Genomic DNA, 22151 nt, shown 5'->3' with positions numbered 1-22151 from the left:
CTGTTGCGCGGCAGCGCGGTTGACCTGGCGCGGGCGGTACTCTCCACATTGCCCCTGTCGGACAACTGTGGTTCACTCCGTTGCGGAGACGTGATCGGCGGGTTGGTCGCGGCGTTTCGGGGTTTGGGGGGTTTCCTCCGGGAACGGCCGTGTGCCTCCCGCACGGAAAGGGATAAGCGAAAAGTGAAACATCGTAAGCCGAGCCGGGCGCAGCGAGCGATGGCGAGCACCTCGCTGCCGTTGGCGACAGCGGCAGCCGTGGCCACCTTCTTCGCGGCGCCGGCGGGGGCAGTGCCGAACGATCAGCCGACTACGCCCGCGACGCCCGCACCGGTCCAGCCGGGCACCAACGCGACGCCCGAGCAGCAGCCGCAGACGCAGCAGCAGGGCCCCACCCAGCCGGGCACCGGCCCGCAGAGCCAGCAGCCGCAGACGCCGGAGAGCAAGCCGACGCCGAGCCAGCCGGGTGTGACCACGCCCGAGCAGGATCAGGCGCTGCCGGACAAGACCGATCCCAAGCTCAACCGGCCGACCCAGCCCGGCGTGACGACGCCGCGCGTGGCGCCGCTGCCGGTGCCCGGCCAGGAGGGCCAGCCCGCGCCGGGGCAGACCGCGCCCGGCGCGGTCGCGCCGGATCAGGCGCCAGGCGCGCAGGATCAGCCCGCGGGCACCCCGTCCGCACCGGGCGCGGCGCCGCAGGCGAGCCCGGGCACCGCCCCGCAGAGCCAGGCGCCGCAGAGCGACACCCAGGCCGACTCCGCGCCCTCGCAGACCCTGGTGCAGCCGCGCTGGGAGGCGCCGCGGGTGGACGCCGCCCCGGCCGCGCCGGTGGTCGAGATGACCGGCCCGCACGCCGAGATCGGCGCCGCGGTCGACGGCGGCGCGCTGCTCCCCGGCTACGTGGCCAACACCCACCACTTCAGCAACGAGGCCGGCTACGTCGGCACCGTCGGCTACAACACCCCCACCGGCTCCGGCGAGGCGGGTGTGTCGGTGGAGTTCGTCGACAGCAACACGATCCACGTCTCCAGTTTCACCGGTGGGGAGGGTCTCGCGGACGCGAAATCCAGCGTCGTCCTCGACACCACGCAGGTCAACCTGGCCAAGGCGGCGGTCGAGGACTGGATCAAGGCCCAGCCGGGCGGCGCCGCCGCGCTCGATGCGGCCGCGCAGGTTAAGCTTCCGCCCATCGTGCCGCCGGGCGACACCGCGCCGACGACGGTCAACGTGGGTGGCGTCACCACGCAGTGGGGTGGTTCACTCCAGTACTGACACGTACCGATTGACGGGGTGGGGCGGTCGTTCGCGGCCGCCCCATTTCGTGCGTTCGAGAGGATTGGTGTGGGCTCCGAGGGTGATGCCAGAGGCAACGAGTCCGGCCGTGTGCCCGGCTTCGGACCGCCGGTGCACGGGAGCGAGGGCGCCGACGAGAAGGGCTCCGGCGCTTCCGGTTTCGGGCCTCCGGTGGACGGCGGCCAGGACGAGCCGACCACCAGGTCGGGCAGCGCCTTCGGCGCGCCGATCGGGCCGGGGCACATCCCGGGCTGGCAGCCGCCCGCCGGGTCGCGGCCGGAGGTCGGCTGGCGCCCCGCGGGCGGCCTGCTGCCCGCGGGCGGCAGCACCGGGAGCACCCCGCGGCCCGCGGCCCCGTCCACGCCGTTCGGCGAGGGCGTCACCGGCGCCGGGGATCGGCCCGCGGGCCCGTCCGCGCCGTTCGGCGCCGGTGCCGACGGGGACGACCCGGCGGCCCCGACCGTGCGGCACCAGGTGGCCCCCGCCCCCGCCGCGCAGCCGGATGCCGAGCCGCCGCAGTGGTGGAACCGGTCGGACGAGGCGGGCGGCGTGCCCAAGCCGCCGCCGGTCGCCGCGGACGGCCTGGCCTGGTCCGACGACCCCATCGCGCGCAGGCTCGCGCCCGGCGGCTCGGCCGTGGTCGAGCGGGCGCCGACCGCCAACCGCGGCACCCTGTACGGCGCGCTCGCGGCCGCGCTGGCGCTGCTGGTCGCGGTGGTCGTGATCGTGATGACGGTGCGCGGCGGCGGCGACTCCGATCCGGCGGTGGCCGCCCCGGTGCCGAGCACCGCCGCGCTGAGCTGCCCGGCCGCCGAGGACGGCACGGTGACGGTCGGCAACGGCACCGGAACCACCGAGTCCGGCGCGGGCGCTGTGCTCGGCTTCCAGTACGCCTTCTACGTGGAGCGCAACGGTGAGCGGGCCCGCAGGTACGTCGACCCGGACGCGGCCAACATCTCCTCCGCGCAGGTCATCCAGAGCGCCATCGACGAGCAGATCCCGGTCGGCACCACGCACTGCCTGCGCGTCACCGAGCTCGCCACCGACACCTTCGAGGTCGACCTCACCGAGCACCGCCCGGACGGCGCGACCACCGTCTACCAGCAGACCGTCACCACCGTCGTCAAGGAGGGCAGACATCTGGTGCACTCCATCGACAACCGGCCCTGATTCCCGCTATCTGAGACGCGGTTTCATATCCTGGTAATCCGTGCGACAGTGGCAACACATCGCACGGAGGTATCGCCATGTCGCCAACCGCTCCGCCGCTGGCCGGGAAGCTCGCCGGGCTGCGCAGCTCCGCCATTCGTGACCTGCTGGAACTCACCGAGCGGCCGGATGTGCTCAGCCTGGCGGGCGGGCTGCCGGACGCCGCGCTGATGCCGAGGGAGCGGATCGCGGCCGCGACCGAGGCGGCGCTCACCGACGCGCGCAGCCTGCAGTACACCGGCTCGCCGGGCTGGGGCCCGCTGCGCGAGGTGCTCGCCGCGCGCGAGTCGGCCAAGCTGGGGCGCGCGGTGCCGACGGCCGAGGTCTTCGTGACGCACGGCTCGCAGCAGGCGCTCGCGCTGCTGGCCGATGTCCTGCTCGACCCCGGCGCGCTGGTCGTGGTCGAGGACCCGGCCTACGTCGGGGCGCTACAGGTGTTCCGCGCGGCCGGTGCCAGGATCGCGGCGATCCCGCTGGACGACCAGGGCATGCGGCTCGACCTGCTCACCGAGCTGCTGGCCCGCGGCGAGCGCCCGGCCCTGGTGCACACGGTGAGCACCTTCCACAACCCCGGCGGGGTCACCCTGAGCGCCGCGCGCCGCGCCGAGCTCGCGGAACTCGCCACCGCACACGGCTTCTGGGTGATCGAGGACGACCCGTACGGCGAGCTCTGGTTCGACGGCCCGCCGCCGGCGCCGGTGGCCGCGCACGGGGGGAACGTCATCCGGCTCTCCAGCGCCTCCAAGATCCTCGCGCCCGCGCTGCGGGTTGGCTGGATGGTGGCCCCGGTCCGGGTGGCCCGCGCGGTGGAGCTGCTCAAGCAGGGCGCCGACCTCTGCGGTTCGGCGCTCACCCAGCAGGTCGCTGCCGAGCTGCTCGCCGACGAGCCGTGGCTGGCCGGGCACGTCGACCGGGTGCGCGCGGCCTACGGGCAGCGGGCGAAGGCGCTGGTCGGGGCGGTCCGCGCGGAGTTCGGCGCCCGGCTGCGCTGCACCGACGCGGCGGGCGGGATGTTCGTCTGGGGCGAGTTCACCGACGGCACCGACACCGCGGCGCTGCTGCCCGCCGCGGTCGAGCAGGGCGTGGCCTTCGTGCCCGGCGCGGCCTTCGCGGTCGAGGCGGGGTACCGCTCCGCGTTGCGCATGTGCTTCACCACCTCGGACGCGGCGGCGCTCACCGAGGCCGTCGCCCGGCTCGGCCGCGCGGCTCAGTCGACCCAGCTGTAGGTGCGCTCGACCGCCTTGTTCCAGGCGGTCAGGTGCCCGGCCCGCTCGGCTTCGCCCATCTCCGGGTGCCAGGTGGTGTCGGCGGACCAGTTCGCCCTGATCTCGTCGGTGCCGGACCAGTACCCGACCGCGAGCCCGGCCGCGTAGGCGGCGCCGAGCGCGGTGGTCTCGTTCACCACCGGGCGCACCACCGGCACGCCGAGAATGTCGGACTGGAACTGCATGAGCAGGTCGTTGCGCACCATGCCGCCGTCCACCTTCAGCGTGGTGAGCTCCAGCCCGAGCCGTTGTGATTCGGCGTCGGCGCGCATGGCGTCGACCACCTCCCTGGTCTGGAAGGCGGTGGACTCCAGCACCGCCCGCGCCAGGTGCGCCCGATTCACGAAGCGGGTGAGCCCGGCGATCACGCCGCGCGCGTCCGGCCGCCAGCGCGGCGCGAAGAGCCCGGAGAAGGCGGGCACGATGTAGGCGCCGCCGTTGTCGGCGACGCTGCGCGCCAGCGGCTCGATCTCGTCGGCGGAGGCGATGATGCCGAGGTTGTCCCGGAACCACTGCACCAGCGAGCCGGTGACCGCGATCGACCCCTCCAGCGCGTACACCGCGTCCTGCTCGCCGAGCCGGTAGCAGACCGTGGTGAGCAGCCCGTGGCTGCTCACCACCGGGGTGGTCCCGGTGTTCAGCAGCATGAAATTGCCGGTGCCGTAGGTGTTCTTGGCCTCGCCGGGCTCCAGGCAGGCCTGGCCGAAGGTGGCCGCCTGCTGGTCGCCGAGGATGCCGGCGATCGGCACCCCGGCCAGCGGGCCGGACTCCGGCACCGCGTACACCTCGGACGAGCTGCGGATGGCGGGCAGCACGGCGGTCGGGATGCCGAAGTCGGCGCAGATCTCCGGATCCCAGTCCAGCGTGCGCAGGTCCATGAGCATGGTGCGCGAGGCATTGGTGACGTCGGTGATGTGCTCGCCGGTCAGCTTCCACAGCACCCAGCTGTCGATGGTGCCGAAGCAGAGCTCGCCCGCCTCGGCGCGGGCCCGCGCGCCCTCGACGTGGTCCAGGATCCAGCGCAGCTTGGGGCCGGCGAAGTAGGTGGAGAGCGGCAGCCCGGTGCGTTCCTGGTAGCGGTTCGGCCCCTCCTTGCCGCCGAGCTCGACGCAGAGCTTGTCGGTGCGGGTGTCCTGCCAGACGATGGCGTTGTGGATCGGCTTCCCGGTGGCGCGCTCCCAGACGACGGTGGTCTCGCGCTGGTTGGTGATGCCGACGGCGGCCAGGTCGTCCGGGCCGAGCTCCAGGTCGCGCAGCACCTCGGTGACCACGGCTTCGGTATTGCGCCACAGGGTTTCGGCGTCGTGCTCGACCCAGCCCGGCCGCGGGAAGATCTGCTCGTGCTCGCGCTGGGCAACGCCGATCACCGCGCCGCCGCGGTCGAAGACGATGCACCGGCTCGACGTCGTTCCCTGATCGATGGCGGCCACGTAGCGACGCATCCCCGCAGGCTACTGGATGCCCGGCGCGCCGTGCATCACATCGCGGGGGGCGGCGGAGATGGCTAGGGTGGGTCTTGTTACCGGCGGGTAGCAGTCGAAGCTTCGGAACGGTGGCGGGCGAACGTCGTGCGTGGGCGCTGCGGGCTCGTGGCCGGTCGGGTCGCCCAGTGCGGTCGAGTCGCCCGGCGGCGGGTGAGCCGCGTGGCCGGGTGAGCCGCGCCGCGCGACACCGCCCGGGCCGCCGCGAAGGATCGGCCGCGCTCGCATAGCCTGAACCCGCAGGCAGCGGGTAACACGCCCGCGGGACGACGCCGGCCGAAGGAGTCGAGCATGACCATCACCCCGGATTCGCAGTTCCTCGGCCCGGACCAGCGCCGGGACGCCTGGGAGCGGCTGGGTAAGGACCACTTCGACATCGTCGTGATCGGCGGCGGCATCGTCGGCGCGGGCATCGCGCTCGACGCCGCGACCCGCGGGCTGCGGGTGGCGCTGGTGGAGGCGCGCGACCTGGCCTCCGGCACCTCGAGCCGCTCCTCCAAGATGTTCCACGGCGGGCTGCGCTACCTGGAGCAGCTGGAGTTCGGGCTGGTGCGCGAGGCGCTGCGGGAGCGTGAGCTCTCGCTAGCCACCCTGGCCCCGCACCTGGTCAAGCCGCTGCGCTTCCTCTACCCGCTCACCAACCGCGGCTGGGAGCGGCCGTACGTGGCCGCGGGGCTCCTGCTCTACGACTCCATGGGTGGCGCGAAATCCGTTCCCGGGCAGCGGCACCTGACCCGCGCCGGGGCGCTGCGGCTGGCGCCGGGGCTGCGCCGCTCCTCGCTGATCGGCGGGGTCAGCTACTACGACACCGTGGTCGACGACGCCAGGCACACCATGACCGTCGCCCGCACCGCCGCGCACTACGGCGCCGTGCTCCGCACCTCAACCCAGGTGGTCGGCTTCCTGCGCGAGGCCGACCGGGTGGTCGGGGTGCGGGTGCGCGACACCGAGGACGGCCGCACCGCCGAGATCCACGCGCACGTGGTGATCAACGCGACCGGGGTGTGGACCGACGAGGTGCAGGCGCTCTCCCGCAACCGCGGCCGGTTCCACGTGCGGGCCTCCAAGGGCGTGCACATCGTGGTGCCGCGGGACCGGATCGTCAGCGACGCCGCGATCATCCTGCGCACCGCCACCTCGGTGCTCTTCGTCATCCCGTGGGGCGCGCACTGGATCGTCGGCACCACCGACTCCGACTGGAACCTCGACCTCGCGCACCCGTCGGCGACCAAGGCCGATATCGACTACCTGCTGGCGCGGGTGAACGAGGTGCTGGTCACCGAGCTCACGCACGCCGACATCGACGGCGTCTACGCCGGGCTGCGCCCGCTGCTGGCAGGCGAGAGCGACGAGACCTCCAAGCTCTCCCGCGAGCACGCGGTGGCCCGCACGGCGCCCGGGCTGGTCGGCATCGCGGGCGGCAAGTACACCACCTACCGGGTGATGGCCGCCGACGCCGTCGACGAGGCGGCGGCGGACATCCCGGCCCGGGTCTCGCCGTCGATCACCGAGAAGGTGCCGCTGCTCGGCGCCGACGGCTACTTCGCGCTGGTCAACCAGACCGTGCAGCTGGCAGAGGCGTACGGCGTGCACCCGTACCGGGTCAAGCACCTGCTCGACCGCTACGGCTCGCTCATCGACGAGGTGCTCGCGCTCGCCGACGGCAAACCCGAGCTGCTGCAGCCGATCACCGACGCCCCCGCCTACCTCCAGGTCGAGGCGGTCTACGCGGTGGCCGCCGAGGGCGCCCTGCACCTCGACGACATCCTGGCCCGCCGCACCCGCATCTCCATCGAGTACCCGCACCGCGGCGCCGCCTGCGCCGAACAGGTCGCCCGCCTGGTCGCCCCGATCCTCGGCTGGGACGAGGCCGACATCGACCGGGAGATCAGCACCTACCAGGCTCGCGTCGACGCCGAGATCCGCTCCCAGACCCAGCCCGACGACGGCTCCGCCGACGCCCTGCGCGCCGCCGCCCCCGAGCCGCGCGGGGAGATTCTGGAGCCGGTACCCAGCGAGGGGTGAGCTACCGCTCGTCCCGCGCCAGCAGCAGATCGACGGCGATGGCGGCGCTCTGGACGGCGCTCTCCATGGTGGCCGACCAGTCGGTGGCGGTCCAGTCACCGGCCAGGACCAGGCCGGGGATCGAGGTGCGCTGGGCGGGGCGCAGGTCGTGGGTACCGAGGACCTGGGAGAAGGTGGCCTTCGGCATGCGCACCACGTGGCCCTGGACCACCTTCGCGGCGCGGGCGGCGGGGTAGTAGCGGCGCAGCAGCTCCAGCTGCTCGGCGACGATCTCCTCGTTGGTCTTGTGGATCTGCTCGTAGGCGCCACTGGTGGTGAGGCAGTAGAGCCAGGCTTTGTCGGTGCTGCGGCCGGTCATGAGCTGGCGGTCGAAGACCTCGTCGATCACGCCGGTGCCGCCGATCAGCGCCTCGAATTCGGAGCGGGTGCCGAGCGGGCGGTCCAGGTACAGGTTGGTGCTGACGATGGGGGTGTAGCCGAGTTTGTCCGCGCGGGCGTAGATGTCGGCGTGCTCGGGCAGGTCGTCGAGGAGGCCGCCGATATTGCCGTTCGGTACCGCGCAGATCACGGCGTCGGCGGGGACGGTGCTGCCGTCGGCCAGCGTGACGCCGGTGACCGTGCCGTCCTCGATGACGATCCGCCGCGCGACCGCCCGGTGCCGCACCTCGACGCCGTGCTCGCGGAAGTACTTCTCCGCCCCGGTGATGTAGAGCGTGTCCAGGTCGGTGGTCGGGTAGCCGATGGTGACGGCCTGCCGGTGCGCGATGCTGTGTCTGATGCCGGTCGCGAGCACCCGGGCGAAGACCGCCGCCGACTCCTGGTGCACCGGCTCGGCGGCGATGCCGAGCGCCAGCCAGTCCCAGATGGCCTCGCGCGCCTTGGCGGGCATGCCGACCCGGTCGAACCACTGCGCGGTGGTGAGGTCGGCGAGGTCGGCTGGCTGGTGCAGCGCCTGCCGGCCGAGCCGTGCGGTAGCGACCGCCGCGCGCGCCCGTTCCAGCGGGCTCGCGTCCGGGTGGCCGCCGAAGAGCGTGCCGAGCGCGCGGACGCCGCGGGTGTACATGTCGACGCTGCGCCCGTCCGGCCAGCGCAGCGTGCCGCGCTTCGGGAAGGCGACGTACTCGCGGGTGCCGATGGTGCGCAGGTACCGGAAGAGGTGCTCGTAGCCGCTGGCGATCACGTGCTGGCCGTTGTCCGGCAGGTCGTCGACGGCGTCGACCCGCATGGCGTGCGTGCGGCCGCCGAGCCTGCCCCGGCGCTCCAGCAGCGTGACCTGCTTGCCCGCCTCGGCCAGCCAGACCGCGCCGGCGAGACCGGCCAGGCCGCCGCCGATCACCACGTACCTCCGGGGATCGCCCACGGTCGCCGCCCTCTCCACGCTTATTGACAGACTGCCAGTAAAGGTGGGGCGGCGGAATTCGTCAAGGCTCGGGCTGGCAGCGCGGGCAGAACCAGATGCCGCGCTCGCGCTGGGTGATTCGGTCGTTCTCCGGGCCGGTGTCGCCGAGCACCCGGCGCACGATGCGGGTGCCGCAGCGGCGGCAGCCCCAGTTGTGCCGCATGTAGGCGAGCGGCACGTAGCGGTCGTGCGCGGCTTTGCTCAGGATGCGCTGGGCTTCGTTCACCAGGGCGAGCAGATCGCCCGCCTCACGCACCGGGGTCGCCGGGTGCACCCTGCGCAGGTAGCAGACCTCGCTGCGGTAGATGTTGCCGATGCCGGCGAGATTGCGCTGGTCGAGCAGGGCGACGCCGATGGTCTGCTCGGGGTACTGCTCCAGCCTGCGCACCGCCTCGGCGGGGTCCCAGTTCGGGCCGAGCAGGTCGGGGCCGAGGTGGTCGATCACGGTGTGCTCGTCGGCGAGCGGGAACACCTCGACCTTGCCGAGCGAGAACCCGACGGCCTCCACGTCCTCGGTGCCGAGGACCAGCCTGGCGGTGGCGCGCGGCTGGGTCCAGCGCTGGCCGCAGCGGTAGGTGCGCCACAGCCCCTCCATCTTGAGGTGGGTGTGGATGGAGGCGGTCGGGGTGCGCACGAACAGGTGCTTGCCGTAGGAGCCGACGCTCTCCACCTGCTGGCCGCGCAGGTCGACGGTGGCGTACCGCGGGACGCGGAAATCGCTGCGGGTCAGGATCTTTCCCGCGAGCGCCGTGCGCAGCCGTGCGGCCGCGCGATAGACGGTGTCACCTTCCGGCACAGCAGCGCTCCTTCCGCGGGAGCCGGGATACCCGCGTTCCGGCGGGCGAAGCGGAGCCGGCGCGCATCCGGGCCACGGCGGTCTGGCTGCCGCGCGACGTCGGGGTCGGGAGCGCGCGTGCTCCGACCGCCCGAACCGCCGGTTTCCGGTTGCGGCACCTCGGCACCACCGTCACCGGCCGAACTCGGGGCGGCGCACGGCGCGCTGGGGGCGCTCCTCCTTGCGTACCGCGCCGCGGCGCAGCCGCACCCCGCGCGGGGTGGCGGAGAAGCCGGCGGCGGTGAGGAAGCCTGCGAAGGTGTGGCCGTGCACGGTCTCGCCGTCGACCCGGTCGATCACCAGCGACTCCACCCCGCCCTCGTGCACCAGCTCGGCCAGCGCGTTCGCCGCCGCCTGCCTGGCGTCGGGGTCCTCGGTGAAGGTGAGCAGCGTCTTCCCGCCGCGCTCCAGGTAGGCCACCAGCTCGCCGTCGAGCAGCACCACCATGGCGCCCGCCTTGCGGCCGGGCCGGTGCCCGCCATCCACCTCGCCCTTGGGCCAGGGCAGCGCCGCGCCGTACGGATTGGCCGGGTCGGTGGCGGCGAGCGCGAGCGCGGTGGCGGTGCTCCGCTGCCCGTCGTGCGGTTCGTGCGCGCGCAGCCGGTCGACCACGTCGGTGGTGGAGAACTGCGCGCCGCCCAGCGAGTCCACGAAGTAGCCGCGGCGGCAGCGCCCGCGGTCCTCGAACTCGGTGAGCACCCGGTACATGAGCGCGAAACCGCCTGGCACGCCCTCGTTCTGCACCGAGCCGCGGGTGAGCACGCCGTACCGCTCCAGCAGCTGATCGGCGGTGGCGTGCGCGCGCACGGTGTTGTCGGCGGCGCGTTCGGGCAGCAGCGACCAGCGCCCGGCCACCGCGGGCGGGCCGCTGCGGGTCGGCAGCGCGGGCCGCGGCAGGTAGGCGCGGGCCCGCGGGGCCCGGCGCGGGCTGCGGTGCGCGGTGGTGGCGCGGGTGCTGCCGCCGAGCAGGGCGCGGACCGGGGCGAAGGTGTCGCCGGAGATCAGCCCGGCCCAGACCAGGTCCCAGAGCGCGGCGGCAACGGCGGTGTCGTCCAGCAGCCCGGTGGCATCGGAGAGCTGCCGGAAGAAGTAGGCGCCGCCGCTCTGCGGCAGCGCGCCGTCCACCGCGCCGAGTGCGGTGAGCAGCCGCAGGTGGGTCTCGGTGAACTCCGGTTCGTCGGCGGGGGGCAGGGTGAGCGGCGCCTGCTCGGCCAGGTGCAGCGCGATCCAGCCGTCCTTGCCCGTGATCGAGCCGTGCCCGGACCACAGCACCTCGCCGGTGGCGGTGAGCTCGTCCAGCATGGCGGGCGAGTAGTCGCGCACCCGCGCGGGCAGGACCAGCGATTCCCACGCCGACGCCGGAATCGGCACCCCCGCGAGCTGCTCCACCACGGTGGCGACGCCGTCGACGCCGCGCAGCGTGCGGGTGCGCACGTGCTGCCAGGCGGGCAGGAAGCGGCCGAAGGCGGCGGTCGGCACCGGCTCCACCTCGTGCCGCGCGGCGGCCAGCGAGCGCCGCCGGATGCGCCGCAGCACCTGGGTGTCACACCATTCCGAGCCGGACGCCGTCGGCGTGAACTCGCCCTCAACCACCCGCTTCTCGGTGCCGAGGCGGTGCAGCGCGGCGGCGGCCACCGCGGTGCCGAGGCCGAACCTGGCCGCCACCGCCGCGGTGTCGAAGGGGCCGTGCGTGCGGGCGAAGCGGCCGACCAGATCGCCGAGCGGGTCCGGCACCGGCTCCACGAAGGCGGCGGGGGTCCCGATCGGCAGCGGCACGCCGAGCGCGTCGCGCAGCCGCGCCGCGTCCTCCACCGCGACCCACCAGGAGCGCCCGGCGAAGCTGACCTCCAGCGCCCGCCGCGCCACCCGCAGCTCGGCGAACCAGTCGACGGGGTCGGCGGTGCAGCGCGCGGCCGCCTCCTCGGCGGTGAGCGGCCCGAGCAGCCGCAGCAGGTCGGCCAGCCCCTCCATATCCCGCGCGTGCCGCTCGGGGGTGAGCCGCTGCAGCTCCAGCTCGGTCTGCTCCAGCACCGCGGCGTCCAGCAGCTCGCGCAGCTCGACCCGGCCGAGCAGCTCGGCGAGCAACCCGGAGTCCAGCGAGAGCGCGGCGGCTCTTCGCTCGGCCAGCGGGTTGTCGCCCTCGTACATGAACTGGCCGATGTAGTCGAAGAGCAGCGCGTTGGCGAACGGCGACGGGGTCGGCGTCTCCACCTCGACCAGCCGGACCTGTCTGCGCGCCACCCGGCCGAGCAGCTCGGTGAGCGCGGGCAGGTCGTAGACGTCGCGCAGGCACTCCCGCGCGGTCTCCAGCAGGATCGGGAAGTCCGGGAACTTCCGCGCCACGTCCAGCAGCTGCGCCGAGCGCTGGCGCTGCTGCCAGAGCGGCGCGCGCTTGCCCGGATCGCGGCGCGGAAGCAGCAGCGCGCGGGCCGCGCACTCGCGGAAGCGGGAGGCGAAGAGCGCCGAGGTGCCGACCTGCTCGGTGACGATCTGGTCGATCTCGTCCGGCTCGAAGACGAAGAGCTCGCTGCCGGGCGGCTCGTCGGTGGTGTCCGGCAGCCGGACCACGATGCCGTCGTCCGAGGCGGTCGGCGCGGCGTCCACCTCGAACCGCTCGCGCAGCCGCGCCCCGATGGCAAGCGCCCAGGCCGCGTGCACCGGCGTGCCGTACGGCGAGTGCAGCACCAGCCGCCAGTCGCCCAGCTCGTCCCGGAAGCGCTCCACCACCAGCGTCTTGTCGGTGGGGAGGCGGCCGGTTGCGGTGCGCTGCTCGGTGAGCAGCGCGGTCAGGTTGTCCCTGGCGAAGTCGTCCAGCCCGGCCGCGGCGGTGAGCTTCTCGATCGCGCCGTCGTCCAGGTGCCTGCCCGCGTTGCGCACGAACTCGCCGACCGCCTCGCCCAGCTCGGCGGGGCGGCCGAGCCCGTCGCCGTGCCAGAACGGCAGCCTGCCCGGCTGGCCGAAGGCGGGCGTGACCAGCACCCGGTCGTAGGTGATCTCCTCGATCCGCCAGCTGGTGGCGCCGAGCGCGAAGACATCGCCCACCCGGGACTCGTAGACCATCTCCTCGTCCAGTTCACCCACCCGGGAGGCCTTCTCGCCGACCATGTACACCGCGAACATGCCGCGGTCCGGGATCGCGCCGCCGGAGGTCACCGCGAGCCGCTGCGCGCCGGGGCGGCCGGTGAGCGTGCCCGCGTCCCGGTCCCAGACCAGCCGCGGCCGCAGCTCGGCGAACTCGTCCGACGGATAGCGCCCGGCCAGCAGGTCGAGCACCGCCTCGTAGGCGGAGCGCGGCAGCCCGCTGTAGCTGCCGGTGCCGCGCACCAGCTCGAACCAGCCGTCCACGTCGATGGGCTCCAGCGCGCAGGCGGCGACCGTCTGCTGGGCCAGGATGTCCAGCGGGTGCGCGGGCATGCGCAGCGCCTCGATCTGCCCGGAGAGCATCCGGTGCGCGGTGACCGCGGTGTGCACCACGTCGGTGCGGTGCTTGGGGAAGAGCACGCCGCGCGAGATCTCGCCGACCTGGTGCCCGGCCCGCCCGACCCGCTGCAGCCCGCTCGCCACCGACGGCGGCGCCTCCACCTGGACGACGAGGTCGACCGCGCCCATGTCGATGCCGAGTTCCAGGCTGCTGGTGGCGACCACGCAGCGCAGCCGCCCGCTCTTGAGGTCGTCCTCGATGAGCGCGCGCTGCTCCTTGCTCACCGAGCCGTGGTGCGCCCGTGCCAGCAGCTGTCCGGCACCGTGCACCACCTCGGTCGAGGCGCCGATCTGGGCGGGCGGGCCGTGCGCGGTGTCGACGGGCTCGCCCATCCGCTCGGCGTAGGTCTCGTTCAGCCGGGCGGTGAGCCGCTCGGCCAGCCGCCGCGAATTGGCGAAGACGATGGAGCTGCGGTGCTCCATCACCAGGTCGACGATGGCCGCGTCGACGTGCGGCCAGATCGAGCCGGGCTGGTCGGACTCGCCGCCGGAATCCGGCTCGGTCATATCCGCCACCGGGACCCGCACCGAGAGGTCGAAGGTCTTCGCCGCGGGCGGCGCCACGATGGTGATCGGCGCCGGACCGACCAGGAAGCGCCCCACCTCCTCCGGCGGGCGCACGGTGGCGGAGAGCCCGATGCGCTGGGCCGGGCGCTCGGCCAGCGCGTCCAGCCGGGCCAGCGAGAGCGCGAGGTGCGCGCCGCGCTTGCCGCCCGCGATGGCGTGCACCTCGTCGACGATCACGGTGTGCACCTCGCGCAGCGTCTCCCGAGCCGCCGAGGTGAGCATGAGGAACAGCGACTCCGGGGTGGTGATCAGGATGTCCGGCGGGGTGCGCTGCATTGCTCTGCGCTCGCCCGCCGGGGTGTCGCCGGAGCGCACGCCGACGGTGATCTCCGGCGGCTCCAGCCCCAGCTTCGCCGCGGTGCGCGCGACCCCGGCGAGCGGGGCGCGCAGGTTGCGCTCGACATCCACCGCCAGCGCCTTGAGCGGGGAGACGTAGAGCACCGAGGTGCCCGCCTGCGGCTCGCCGCGCTTGCGGACCTTCGTCGCCGGGTCGCGGGTGGCCAGCCGGTCGATGGCCCATAGGAACGCGGAGAGCGTCTTGCCCGAGCCGGTCGGCGCGATGACCAGGGTGTGCGCGCCCTCGGCGATCGCCTCCCAGGCGCCGAGCTGCGCGGACGTCGGCGCCGGGAAGGCGCCGTCGAACCACTGCCTGGTCGCTGGGGAGAACCGGTCCATGGCCCCAGTGTGCACCGGGGTACCGACAGCACGGTTAACCTGCCGGTATGGCGGGGATGGTGCGGCTCGATCTGGTGAGCCACGGGATTACCGGGGCGTTGCGGGCCGGGCGGTTCCCGGACGACGAGCCGCTGCTCGACACCTGGGCCGCCGCGCCGGTCGCGCGGCCGCCCGCGGTGGTGTTGACCGGGCCGGAGCAGCGGGCGGTGCGGACCGCGGCGGTGCTCGGGGTGCGCGCCGAGGTCGATCCGGCGCTGCGGGATCTGGACGCCGGGCGGTGGCGTGGTCTCGGCCTGGCCGAGCTGCCACCGGAGCAGTTGCACGCATGGCTGACCGACCCGGCGTTCGCCGGGCACGGGGGCGAGTCGGTGGTGGCCGTGGTCGCCCGGGTCGGGGCGTGGCTGGCCGAGGTCGCCGCCCGCGAGGCGGCGGTCCTGGCCGTGACGCACCCGGCGGTGGTGCGCGCCGCCGTCGTCACCGCGCTGGACGCGCCGCCGAGCGCGTTCTGGCGGGTGGATGTCCCACCCGGCTCCCGCACCCGGCTGCACTTCCGCGGCGCCTGGACCCTGCGGCTCCCGGCCTGAACCCCTACTCGAACCGAATGCCCTGAGCCAGCGGCAACTCCGTCGAGTAGTTCACCGTGTTGGTGGCCCGCCGCATGTACGCCTTCCAGGAGTCCGACCCCGACTCCCGCCCGCCCCCGGTCTGCTTCTCGCCGCCGAAGGCCCCGCCGATCTCCGCCCCCGACGTGCCGATATTCACATTGGCGATCCCGCAGTCCGACCCGTCGGCGGCGAGGAACCGCTCCGCCTCGCGCTGATCCAGGGTGAAGATCGCCGACGACAGCCCCTGCGGCACGGCGTTGTGCAGCTCGATGGCGGTGTCCAGGTCGTCGTAGGTGAGCAGGTAGAGGATCGGCGCGAAGGTCTCCTCCCGGACGATCGCGGTCTGCGCGGGCATCCGCACCAGCGCGGGCCGCACGTAGTAGGCATCCGGCCCGAAGCCGTCCACCCTGGTGCCACCGGCGACGATCTCGCCGCCGTCCGCCACCGCGCGCTCCAGCGCCGCCGTCATGGCGCGGTACCCGCGCTCGTGGATCAGCGGCCCGACCAGCACGCCCGGCTCGGTGGGGTCGCCGACCCGCAGCTGCCCGTAGGCGGCCGCCAGCCTGCCTGCCAGCTCGTCCGCGATCGAGCGGTGCACGATCAACCTGCGCAGCGAGGTGCAGCGCTGCCCGGCGGTCCCCGCCGCCGCGAAGACGATGCCGCGCACCGCGAGCTCCAGATCGGCCGACGGGGTGACGACGGCGGCATTGTTGCCGCCCAGTTCCAGCAGGCAGCGGCCGAACCGCGCGGCCACCCGCGGCGCAACGGCGCGCCCCATCGGCACCGACCCGGTGGCGCTGAGCAGCGCGACCCGCGGATCGTCCACCAGCGCCGCACCGTTCTCCGCGCCGCCGAGCACCAGCTGGTGCACCTCGGGATCCGCGCCGACGTCCAGCGCTGCCCGGCGCAGCAGGGTGTGGCAGGCCAGCGCGGTGAGCGGCGTCAGCTCGGACGGCTTCCAGACCACGGTGTCCCCGCAGACCAGCGCGATCGCGGTGTTCCACGCCCACACCGCGACCGGGAAGTTGAACGCCGAGATCACCCCGACCACCCCGAGCGGATGCCAGGTCTCCAGCAGCCGGTGCCCCGGCCGCTCGGACGGCATGGTGTGCCCGTACAGCTGCCGGGAGAGCCCGACCGCGAACTCGCAGACGTCGACCATCTCCTGCACCTCGCCGACCGCCTCCGCCGGAATCTTCCCCGCCTCCAGCGTGACCAGCCCGCCCAGCTCCTCCCGATGGGTCACCAGGAGTTCGCCGAGCCTGCGCACCACGGCCGCGCGCACCGGCGCGGGCACCGTGCGCCAGCCCCGGAATGCGTGCGCGGCGCGCTCGATCGCGGACTCGGTGTCGGCGGGTGAGTCGGTGCGGATCGGGAAGAGCACGGCGCCGGTGATCGGGGTGCGGGCGCCGAGCTCGCCGGGCTCCGGCGCCGGGACGCCGAGCGCAGCGAGCAGGCCGAGCGCGCGGGCGGCGATCGGATCGGTGGTGCCGGTATCGGTCACGGGGTCCTCCTGGAGAGCGCGGAAACGCGAACATCGTTGGGTCCGAACGCAGCACGATCGGCGGAGCGGATGTGAACCAGCCGAACTTCCCGCACCTGCGCGGTTCCGCTGGGTTAGCCTTCGGTGATGGCGGATTCACCTGCACGACCCGTTCTCGACGACATCGATCGTCTGCTGATCCGGGAGCTGATGGCCGACGGACGGGCGACGCTGTCGAACCTCGCGGAGAAGGCGAGCCTCTCGGTGTCGGCGGTGCAGTCGCGGGTGCGCAGGCTGGAGGCGCGCGGCGTGATCCGCGGGTACACCGCCAAGGTCGACCCGGAGGCACTCGGGCAGCTGCTCTCCGCATTCGTCGCCATCACCCCTCTCGATCCGTCGCAGCCCGACGAGGCGCCCGCGCTGCTGCAAGGCATCGCCGGAATCGAGGCGTGCCACTCGGTTGCCGGCGACGAGAGTTACGTCCTCACCGTCCGGGTGGCCTCGCCGCGGCACCTGGAGCAGCTGCTGCAGGAGATCCGGGCGACCGCCAACGTCCGCACCCGCAGCACCATCATCCTGCAGACATTCTATGACAAGTAGCCTTGCGCAGTAATTTATACGGATACAAGTAGAGATTCCGCAAATTTTCCTTACGATTGAGGGTGTGACCCTCGAACTCGAACGTCCCGGGATCGCCCCGGCCGATGTCCGCGAGCTCCTCGCGGGCAGCATCCTCGCCGACGGCTTCGACCTGGTGCTCGACCTGCGGCGCTCCGCGGGCAGGCGGCTCGTCGACGAACGGGACGGCACCGCCTACCTCGACATGTTCGGCTTCTTCGCCTCCAACGCGCTCGGCATGAACCACCCCGCGCTCGCCGCCGACCCGGCCTTCCGCGCCGAGCTGCTGGAGGCGGCGCTGCACAAGCCGAGCAACTCCGACATCTACACCGTCGCCATGGCCCGCTTCGTGCAGACCTTCGTCCGGGTGCTCGGCGACCCGCGGCTCCCGCACCTGTTCTTCGTCGACGGTGGCGCCTTGGCCGTGGAGAACGCGCTGAAGACCGCCTTCGACTGGAAGAGCAGGCACAACCAGGCACGCGGGCGCCCGGCGGACGGCTCCCGGGTGCTGCACCTGACCGGCGCGTTCCACGGCCGCTCCGGTTACACGCTCTCGCTCACCAACACCGATCCGGTGAAGACCGACCGCTTCCCCAAGTTCGACTGGCCGCGCATCGAGGCGCCGTACCTGCGCGCGGGCCGCGACGTGCGCGCCGCCGAGGAGCGGGCGCTCGCCGCCGCGCGCCGCGCCTTCGCCGAGCACCCGCACGACATCGCCTGCTTCCTCGCCGAGCCCATCCAGGGCGAGGGCGGGGACCGGCACTTCCGCGGGGAGTTCCTGGCGGCCGTGCAGGAGTTGTGTCTCGAGCACGACGCGCTGTTCGTGCTCGACGAGGTGCAGACCGGCGTGGGGATCACCGGAAGCACCTGGGCGTACCAGCAATTCGGGTTGGCGCCGGATGTGGTGGCGTTCGGGAAGAAGACCCAGGTCTGCGGGATCATGGCCGGTGGGCGGGTGGCCGAGGTGCCCGACAACGTGTTCCACGTCGGCTCGCGGCTGAACTCCACCTGGGGCGGGAATCTCGGCGACATGGTGCGGGCGCGGCGGATTCTCGAGGTGATCGAGGCCGACGGGCTGGTCGAGCGGGCCGGGGTGCTCGGGGCGCATCTGCTCGAGCGGCTGCGCGGGCTCGTCCCGCTGGTGCGTGATCCGCGCGGGCGCGGGCTGTTCTGCGCCGTCGACCTGCGCTCCGGTGATTTTCGGGACGAGGTGGTGCGGGTCCTGCGCGAGCGGGAGCACGTGCTCGTGCTCGGAACCGGGGAGCGGGGGATTCGGTTCCGTGCGCCGCTCACGGTGACCGTGGCGGAGCTGGACGAGGCGGTCGACGCGCTGGGGCGGGTGCTGGTGGAGCTGGGCTGAGGCGCCTGGTTCGGCGCAGGCCCGAAACCTGACCCGGGTGCGGCGGCCGTCGGCGCCCCGCGGCCGCGGGTCCGGGCCTGCTTGACACCCGTGCGGGCTCGTCAGCCGACCCGGAGGCCGAGCGCACCCTCGCTGAAGCGGACCACCGCGCCGCGGGCGGCGTCGAGCGCCGCCTCGAAACCGTCCCGCGCCCAGCCGGTGACGGTGGCCGTCCCGTCCGCGCCGGGCGTGACGCCGATCTCGGCGACCAGCTCGGCGGTCGTCGGTTCGCAGACCGCCCAGGAGAGGTGCGTGCCGTCGGCCCACCGCGCGGTGCGGTCGCGCACGTGATCGGGGTCGGTGATGCCGCCCGCGCGCAGGGCGGGGCGGTCGTCGATCCGCTCGTCGGCGCGGAGCGCGCGCAGGTACCAGGAGCCCGCGTTGATCTCAACCGGTTCCATCAGCGCGCGGCCGTCCGCGGCGGGGTTCGCATGGGGCAAGGGTAGGGGGTCGGCCGGGTCACAGGAATCGGCACTGGGCGGCGCGACGGTCCGGGGTTACGCTGCGTTCGGGGGTGGGGATCGGAATCCCGAGCTCCGATGCCGGCCACTCGACGGCGACGGGAGGTACGTGATGGGGTCCGTTCGAGCGGGCTTGGACCGGCTGCCCGGCGGGCAGCGCTGATGGCGGCCGCGCGCTTCGGCCGCTACCGGCTTGACCGGCTGCTCGGCAGCGGCGGGATGGGCCAGGTCTGGCTCGCGCACGACACCGAGGCGGGCAGGCGGGTCGCGCTCAAGCTGCTCTCCGCCGCGCTCACGGCCGACGAGACCTACCGCCGCCGCTTCGAGCGCGAGGCGCGGGTCATCGCCGGGCTGGACAGCCCGCATATCGTGCCCATCCACTCGCACGGGGCCGTCGACGGGCGGCTCTACATCGAGATGGCCTACGTCGACGGCACCGATCTCGGGGCCCGGCTCGCGTCCGGCGGGCCGCTGCCCGCCGGAGTCGCCGTCGCGGTGATCACGCAGGTGGCGCGGGCGCTTGACTGCGCGCACGCGGCCGGGCTCGTGCACCGCGACGTCAAGCCGTCCAATATCGTCGTCCGCCCGGACGGGTTCGCCGTGCTCATCGACTTCGGTATCGCGCACGGGGTCGGGCACACGCAGATGACCACCGCCGGAATGGCGATCGGCACCTGGGCATACATGGCGCCCGAGCGGTTCTCCGGCAGCGCCGACGCCCGCGCGGACGTGTACTCGCTGGCCTGCGTCTTCTACGAATGCCTCACCGGGAAGCGGCCGTTCGGCGACACCGATCCGGCGCGGCAGATGCACGGGCACCTCATGACCGTGCCGCCGAGCGTCGCCGGGGTGCCCGGCGTGCCCGCCGCATTCGACGCGGTGATCGCGCGCGGGCTGGCCAAGGAGCCGGGGGATCGCTACCCCTCCGCCGGGGAGTTCGCTGCCGAGGCCGTGCGGCTGCTGCCCGGGTCGGGCGGGCCGATGCCGACGCTGTCCATGCCGGTTCCGGGGCCGACGCCGACCCTGGTGGCCACGCGGTACGAACCGCCGCGGGTGGGGGCGGCCGGTGCCGCACCGAGCGCGGCCGGGCCGCCTGCCGGCGTCGCACCGAGTGCGGCTGGGCGGCCTGCCGGCGTCGCACCGAGTGCGGCTGGGCCGCCTGCCGGTGCCGGGCAGGTCGGCGCGGCGGGGGTGGCGGCCGGTGTGGCCGCGTGGATCGGGGCGGCTGTCGGCCGGGCCGGGCACGGTGCCGAATCGGGCACTCCCGGGCAGCCGGGCTCGGTGGCAGGTCCCGGCCCGTCGAGCCGCGGTGCCGCGAATCCGGCGCCGCAGCGTGCGGGCCGGGCTGTGGTCGGCGCGCCGAGACCCGTTCCGGCGATCGCGCCCCGGCCTGCCGCATCCGGGTATCCGGTGCCCGGCCGCGCGGTGGCGCCCGCAGGCAACCGGGGCGCCGCGAACCTCGCACCGGAGCGCAAGTGGTACCTGCGCCGCCCCGCGGCCGGTCCGGCGCAGCCACCGGCGAACTGGGCCCGTCCGATTCAGGACTACGCCCGCTCGTTCCGCCCGGCGGGCTGGAACGCCGTGCAACCCCGCCGCCCGGCGCACGGCCCGTCCTGGCCGTCCCGCGGCGGCAGTGCTCCGGCGTACCCGGCACCCCCGGCCCGGGCGCCACGACGCAGGCGCAAGCGGGGCGGGCTGCTGCGCCGCCTGATCCTGGCGACGATCGTGATCGTCATCGCCCCGTTCGCGGTCGCCGCAGGCTGCCTGGCGCTGATCGCGGCCGGTACCCCGGACGAGGCCGAGCGCACCCCGCCGACGGTGCAGGAATCGCTGGGCCCGGCCAGGGACGGCAAGTTCGAGTTCCTGGTCACGAAGGTCGAGTCCGGGGTCGCGCGGATCGGGCTGGAGACGGCGTCCGGCGCGTACACCGTGGTCCGCATGGACATTCGCAACATCTCGGACGAGCCCAAGTGGTACACCCCGTTCGGGCAGAAGCTGATCGACAGCACCGGGCAGGCGCACGACCAGGACACCACCGCCACCGCCTGGCACAGCGCCCAGCAGGGCTACGGCTACTCCTTCGAACTGGCCCCCGCCACCTCGGGCTCGACCATCCTGGTGTTCGACCTGCCGAGCGGCACCGCCCCCGCGTACCTGGAGCTGCACGACTTCGCCTTCTCCGACGGCGTCACCGTCGGGCTCTGATCAGGCGTCGACGCTCGCGAACGCGGCGTGCACCGCGCGCCGCCCGAGCTCGAGCGCCGCGGCCAGCAGTTCGGTGTCCCGCGCGCTGCTCCCGACCTCCGGCGCCCCCGCGGGCGGGTGCAGCTGCAGTGCGGCGGCGCCGAGCCCGGCGAGGAGCGGGTCGACGGTCTCCTGCCGCGCCTCGCGCGCGAGCCAGGTGCGGTAGGCGCCGGGGGCCCGCAGCCGCAGGTAGTTGCCGCCGATCACGCGGTGGGTGCGCGAGGTGGGCGGGCGGAGTTCGTCGGCGCGGCGGGTGCGCAGGACCAGCAGGTGCGTCGGGTTCGAGCGCAGCGCGGTGCGGATCGGGACCGGCTCGGCGATGCCGCCGTCGAAGTACGGGACGCCGTCGATGAGCACCGGGCCGCCGGCCAGGAGCGGCAGATTGGCGCTGGCGCGCAGCGCGAGCAGCAGGCTCGGCTTGTCCACGATGTGTGGACGCAGGTCGATGGCGTTGCCGGTGCGGGCGTCGGTGGCGATGGGGTGGAAGGTGGTGCTGTTGTTCAGGATGGCGGGGAAGTCCATCGGCTCCAGGCCGTCGTAGACGCGGTGCACCAGGTAGTGCACGTCGAAGGCGGCGCCGCCGCGGAACAGGCGCCTCGGGTCGATGACGCGGTTCATGATCGTGCGGTCGGTCCAGGAGCGCATGCCGGGGATCGCGCGGCCGCACAGGAGCCAGGCGCCGTTCACCGCGCCCGCCGATGTCCCGTACACCGCGTCGAAGACGCCGGCCAGCCCCAGCTCCTCCAGGCCCTTGACCATGCCGCTGGAGTACACCCCGCGGCTGCCCCCGCCCTCGATCACCAGTGCCAGCCGGTGGCCGTCCGCGCGCGACCCCGTCGCGCGCCTGGCTCGGATCACCTCGGCGAGGGTGGGGGGTTCGGTCATCCGACCGAGATTACGCCCGCGGATGGTGGGCGCTGTCGCGCCCACCATCCGGTGGAGAAGGGATATGGGGGCTGCGCCCCCAAACCCCCGCAGCGCCCGACGGCCGGTGAGTGCGTATGCGCCCCTGAACCTCCGCAGCGCCCGACGGCCGGTGAGTGCGTATGCGCCCCTGAACCTCCGCAGCGCCCGACGGCCGGTGAGTGCGTATGCGCCCCTGAACCTCCGCA

General features: G+C 73.9%; 14 protein-coding genes and 1 pseudogene. 8 read left to right on the top strand and 7 right to left on the bottom strand.

Going from position 1 to position 22151, the window contains the following annotated elements; genetic code table 11:
- Positions 1-219 precede the first annotated feature (219 nt).
- From ACFUJ1_RS26395 to ACFUJ1_RS26385, 3 genes are all read left to right on the top strand, one after another.
- Positions 220-1272: a hypothetical protein gene (locus ACFUJ1_RS26395; protein ID WP_378649757.1), complete on the top strand. Its 1053-nt coding sequence runs from the start codon at positions 220-222 to the stop codon at positions 1270-1272.
- Between the two features lie 111 nt (positions 1273-1383).
- A complete protein-coding gene (locus tag ACFUJ1_RS26390; RefSeq protein WP_378649756.1) occupies positions 1384-2463 on the top strand; it encodes a hypothetical protein in 1080 nt (359 codons plus the stop codon).
- 77 nt (positions 2464-2540) lie between these two features.
- The gene (locus ACFUJ1_RS26385; RefSeq protein ID WP_378649755.1) at positions 2541-3728 is read left to right on the top strand and encodes a PLP-dependent aminotransferase family protein; all 1188 of its coding nucleotides are present in this window, start codon (positions 2541-2543) and stop codon (positions 3726-3728) included.
- Here ACFUJ1_RS26385 and glpK read toward each other — a convergent pair.
- Complete coding sequence (gene glpK, locus ACFUJ1_RS26380) at positions 3710-5209, bottom strand: glycerol kinase GlpK (protein ID WP_378649754.1); 1500 nt, start codon at positions 5207-5209, stop codon at positions 3710-3712. The genes ACFUJ1_RS26385 and glpK overlap by 19 nt on opposite strands.
- Positions 5210-5539: 330 nt before the next feature.
- Between glpK and ACFUJ1_RS26375 the strand changes: the two genes are divergently transcribed.
- Positions 5540-7273: a glycerol-3-phosphate dehydrogenase/oxidase gene (locus tag ACFUJ1_RS26375; RefSeq protein ID WP_378649753.1), complete on the top strand. Its 1734-nt coding sequence runs from the start codon at positions 5540-5542 to the stop codon at positions 7271-7273.
- Position 7274: 1 nt separating this feature from the next.
- Here ACFUJ1_RS26375 and hpnE read toward each other — a convergent pair.
- From hpnE to ACFUJ1_RS26360, 3 genes and pseudogenes are all read right to left on the bottom strand, one after another.
- Positions 7275-8672: pseudogene (gene hpnE, locus ACFUJ1_RS26370) on the bottom strand (hydroxysqualene dehydroxylase HpnE); the annotation flags it as partial.
- A 22-nt stretch (positions 8673-8694) separates the two neighbouring features.
- Positions 8695-9468 (bottom strand): DNA-formamidopyrimidine glycosylase family protein, encoded by a 774-nt coding sequence (locus tag ACFUJ1_RS26365; protein WP_378649752.1) that lies wholly within the window; start codon positions 9466-9468, stop codon positions 8695-8697.
- 171 nt (positions 9469-9639) lie between these two features.
- Positions 9640-14229, bottom strand: coding sequence for an ATP-dependent helicase (locus tag ACFUJ1_RS26360; protein ID WP_378649751.1), 4590 nt, complete (start codon positions 14227-14229; stop codon positions 9640-9642).
- Between the two features lie 47 nt (positions 14230-14276).
- Here ACFUJ1_RS26360 and ACFUJ1_RS26355 point away from each other — a divergent pair, with 47 nt between their 5' ends.
- The gene (locus ACFUJ1_RS26355) at positions 14277-14813 is read left to right on the top strand and encodes a histidine phosphatase family protein (RefSeq protein WP_378649750.1); all 537 of its coding nucleotides are present in this window, start codon (positions 14277-14279) and stop codon (positions 14811-14813) included.
- Positions 14814-14817: 4 nt separating this feature from the next.
- Here the strand turns inward: ACFUJ1_RS26355 and ACFUJ1_RS26350 are convergent, their stop codons facing one another.
- Complete coding sequence (locus tag ACFUJ1_RS26350) at positions 14818-16338, bottom strand: aldehyde dehydrogenase family protein (protein ID WP_378649748.1); 1521 nt, start codon at positions 16336-16338, stop codon at positions 14818-14820.
- Between the two features lie 126 nt (positions 16339-16464).
- Here ACFUJ1_RS26350 and ACFUJ1_RS26345 point away from each other — a divergent pair, with 126 nt between their 5' ends.
- Positions 16465-16917: an Lrp/AsnC family transcriptional regulator gene (locus ACFUJ1_RS26345; protein ID WP_233016208.1), complete on the top strand. Its 453-nt coding sequence runs from the start codon at positions 16465-16467 to the stop codon at positions 16915-16917.
- 64 nt (positions 16918-16981) lie between these two features.
- Positions 16982-18295, top strand: a complete 1314-nt coding sequence (gene lat, locus ACFUJ1_RS26340) for an L-lysine 6-transaminase (RefSeq protein ID WP_378649746.1) — start codon at positions 16982-16984, stop codon at positions 18293-18295.
- A gap of 101 nt (positions 18296-18396) precedes the next feature.
- Here the strand turns inward: lat and ACFUJ1_RS26335 are convergent, their stop codons facing one another.
- Complete coding sequence (locus tag ACFUJ1_RS26335; RefSeq protein ID WP_378649744.1) at positions 18397-18735, bottom strand: hypothetical protein; 339 nt, start codon at positions 18733-18735, stop codon at positions 18397-18399.
- Positions 18736-18957: 222 nt separating this feature from the next.
- Between ACFUJ1_RS26335 and ACFUJ1_RS26330 the strand changes: the two genes are divergently transcribed.
- Positions 18958-21000, top strand: a complete 2043-nt coding sequence (locus tag ACFUJ1_RS26330; protein WP_378649742.1) for a protein kinase — start codon at positions 18958-18960, stop codon at positions 20998-21000.
- On the opposite strand, the gene ACFUJ1_RS26325 is transcribed toward ACFUJ1_RS26330, so the two are convergent.
- Complete coding sequence (locus ACFUJ1_RS26325) at positions 21001-21924, bottom strand: patatin family protein (RefSeq protein ID WP_378649740.1); 924 nt, start codon at positions 21922-21924, stop codon at positions 21001-21003.
- Positions 21925-22151: the final 227 nt, after the last annotated feature.

The sequence above is a fragment of the Nocardia sp. NPDC057227 genome (genome assembly GCF_042669725.1).
Lineage (GTDB): Bacteria > Actinomycetota > Actinomycetes > Mycobacteriales > Mycobacteriaceae > Nocardia > Nocardia asteroides_A.
Note: the sequence above shows the minus strand (reverse complement) of the source record. Positions and strands in the feature narration are given on the sequence as shown.

Bases quoted from the DNA above. Each gene is read 5' to 3' on its own strand.
- ACFUJ1_RS26395 (WP_378649757.1), top strand. From the start codon at position 220: ATGGCGAGCACCTCGCTGCCGTTGGCGACAGCGGCAGCCGTGGCCACC.
- ACFUJ1_RS26385 (WP_378649755.1), top strand. From the start codon at position 2,541: ATGTCGCCAACCGCTCCGCCGCTGGCCGGGAAGCTCGCCGGGCTGCGC.
- glpK (WP_378649754.1), bottom strand. From the start codon at position 5,209: ATGCGTCGCTACGTGGCCGCCATCGATCAGGGAACGACGTCGAGCCGG.
- ACFUJ1_RS26375 (WP_378649753.1), top strand. From the start codon at position 5,540: ATGACCATCACCCCGGATTCGCAGTTCCTCGGCCCGGACCAGCGCCGG.
- ACFUJ1_RS26360 (WP_378649751.1), bottom strand. From the start codon at position 14,229: ATGGACCGGTTCTCCCCAGCGACCAGGCAGTGGTTCGACGGCGCCTTC.
- ACFUJ1_RS26355 (WP_378649750.1), top strand. From the start codon at position 14,277: ATGGCGGGGATGGTGCGGCTCGATCTGGTGAGCCACGGGATTACCGGG.
- ACFUJ1_RS26345 (WP_233016208.1), top strand. From the start codon at position 16,465: ATGGCGGATTCACCTGCACGACCCGTTCTCGACGACATCGATCGTCTG.
- ACFUJ1_RS26335 (WP_378649744.1), bottom strand. From the start codon at position 18,735: ATGGAACCGGTTGAGATCAACGCGGGCTCCTGGTACCTGCGCGCGCTC.
- ACFUJ1_RS26330 (WP_378649742.1), top strand. From the start codon at position 18,958: ATGGCGGCCGCGCGCTTCGGCCGCTACCGGCTTGACCGGCTGCTCGGC.
- ACFUJ1_RS26325 (WP_378649740.1), bottom strand. From the start codon at position 21,924: ATGACCGAACCCCCCACCCTCGCCGAGGTGATCCGAGCCAGGCGCGCG.